Source organism: Vibrio sp. Vb0349, from assembly GCF_033338975.1.
The window spans coordinates 1-1,720 of the sequence record NZ_JAWOTS010000117.1; the positions used below are offsets into that span (position 1 = coordinate 1).

Here is a 1,720-nt window from a genome sequence, read left to right on the forward strand (position 1 = left end):
GCTCTCGAAATGCCAGCTCATTTTGCAGGATCATGCCACCAAGGCTGAGGCCATTTTTCTCTGCTTTTTCCAACATTTCGTCTGCGGATGAAAAAGGGAAAGGTACTTCTGCGCTGGCTTGTTGGCCGCCATGTTCGAGCTCTGCCGCTGTCGCAATAAAACCACCACCGATAGAGTAGTACGTCTCAAAGGCGACTTGATCTCCTGCGACATCGAGCGCGGTGATCGTCATACCATTTTCATGCAGCGGCAGGTTATCGCTGTGAAATACAATGTCGTGGTCGTAGCTAAAATTAATTTGATGAGAGCCAGCTAACGATAATGTATGGTTTTCGATGGTGTGTTGCAGTGCACTTTTGGCACTGGTCATTTTGATGGTATCGGGCTTATTGCCCATCAACCCTAGCACCGTGGCTCGGTCGGTGTGGTGTCCTCTACCAGTCAGTGATAAAGAGCCATATAAGTCAACTTGCACCCGACGCACTTTCGCCATAGAGTCGCTAAGTAGTTGAGTGAAATGGAATCCGGCGAGCATAGGACCGTTAGTGTGGGAGCTGGATGGCCCAACACCGACCTTAAAAATATCGAAAATCGACAGCATAATTGACTTCCTTCAGCAATGAACCTTTCATAGGTCTCTAGAACAATGTTGTTAACTAGATGTTAATGCCTGTAAGGCGGTTGGCAAAGAAGATTTTTGTAACTATGCCAAAGACCACACAACAGTGACTTTGTCGCAGGGGAAATTGAGAGAGAAGTATGAAGTTAGGTAACGTGGTCATCGTACTAGGTAAGCGATTGGTTAATAACCAATTGAGTGCCGAAGGCATCTCGAGAGTCGAAGCACTAGCCGCTAAGATCCGCGAAATGCCAATGGAGAATACTGCTCTCGTATTTTGTGGTGGAAAAACGCAAGGACAAAGCATTTCGGAAGCTGACGCTATGTATGCATATTTTCAGACCCTGAATACGTCGCTGGCCAAGCCTTTTCCGACAAGCCAAATTCTGCTTGAAAATCGCTCTTTGAATACGTTTGAAAACATGCGAAATGCAGCGAAAGTTCTGTGTGAAAGCGGTTTATTTCCGTTACCGTCTCAAGCGGCGGTTGAGGTCATTTTGCTATCAAACGCCTACCATCTTGAGCGCATATTAGAAATTCAAACGCTAATGGATGAGCAAGGCTTACTGCGCGTGATCAAATCTCAATGCGCGTCCGTGGGTTTAGATTTACATATTTCTCTAGATATTCAGAAGCACATTAGCGTGCCATACCCACATCAAGGACCACAGGCAGAAGCGTTTCTTTTACTTGATGAACTGACGACGTATCGAGTGTATCTGGAGGGCGTTAAAAGTGGGGCATTTCAACGAGATTTAACTAGCGTTCGAGCACAGCCTTTGCTGCGGGCTAAACAAGCAATAAATCAACTTCGCGCTTTACCGTTAGAAATGGATGTTTTGCAACAAATTGCGGAAATGAAAAAGGCCATCGAAATGACGGCCTTTGATGAATCGGTTGCAACAGCAGAGCGAGCATTGGAAGTGTTTCATCCCATTTTAACTGCGCTCAATCGCCGTTTAGATCCCGAGTCTATTCAGTGATTTCGCGTCGCATACGAACAGCACTCAACGCAATCAGACAGTAGCAAAGCAGCTCCATGCTTTCTTCCGAAATAGTCTTAACGTCACGAATGTAATTTTCGTCCATAACTTGTTGCCA

At 45.8% G+C, this 1,720-nt stretch carries 2 protein-coding genes; one reads left to right on the forward strand and one right to left on the reverse strand.

The window, feature by feature from the left end; translation table 11 throughout:
- The coding region (locus tag R7Q47_RS23705; protein WP_318089584.1) for a serine dehydratase beta chain at window positions 1–601 on the reverse strand (601 nt) is incomplete at its 3' end.
- A gap of 158 nt (window positions 602–759) precedes the next feature.
- Between R7Q47_RS23705 and R7Q47_RS23710 the strand changes: the two genes are divergently transcribed.
- The gene (locus R7Q47_RS23710; protein ID WP_070226170.1) at window positions 760–1,602 is read left to right on the forward strand and encodes a YdcF family protein; all 843 of its coding nucleotides are present in this window, start codon (window positions 760–762) and stop codon (window positions 1,600–1,602) included.
- The last annotated feature ends 118 nt before the right edge of the window (window positions 1,603–1,720 follow it).

Coding starts and splice junctions, on each gene's coding strand:
- R7Q47_RS23710 (WP_070226170.1), top strand. CDS start 760: ATGAAGTTAGGTAACGTGGTCATCGTACTAGGTAAGCGATTGGTTAAT.